This is a genomic window from Pseudomonas sp. SIMBA_041 (assembly GCF_046535095.1).
GTDB classification, from domain to species: Bacteria; Pseudomonadota; Gammaproteobacteria; order Pseudomonadales; family Pseudomonadaceae; genus Aquipseudomonas; species Aquipseudomonas mucoides.
The window spans coordinates 1-279 of sequence record NZ_JAWRXJ010000204.1 but is presented as its reverse complement, the minus strand read 5'-3'; the positions used below and the strand labels follow the sequence as shown (position 1 = coordinate 279).

General features: G+C 58.4%; 1 pseudogene. It reads right to left on the bottom strand.

Features of this window, described 5'->3' with window-relative positions:
* Positions 1–279, bottom strand: a pseudogene (locus SB725_RS30860) (TonB-dependent receptor); the annotation flags it as partial.

Sequence of the window (279 nt, the reverse complement as noted above, 5' to 3'; positions counted from 1 at the left end):
CGTAATTCTGTGCGTCCAGGCTTTTGCGGTAGTTATAGGAGATGCCGCCGACCACGCTGAATATTTCGTTCAGGCGCAGGGTGTCTTCCAGGGCAATCGACTGGGTCTGGTCACGGAAATAGGTCTGGGGGTTGGCGCCATCGCGGGAACGGTGCACATCGTCCTTGAAGTGGTAGGCAATGCCCAGGCGGTTGGCCTCGCTCAAGGCCAGGTCACCCTCTACCGAAAAGCCGCTGCTCTCGTCATCGTATTTGCTGGGAAAACCCGGCTGCAACGCTC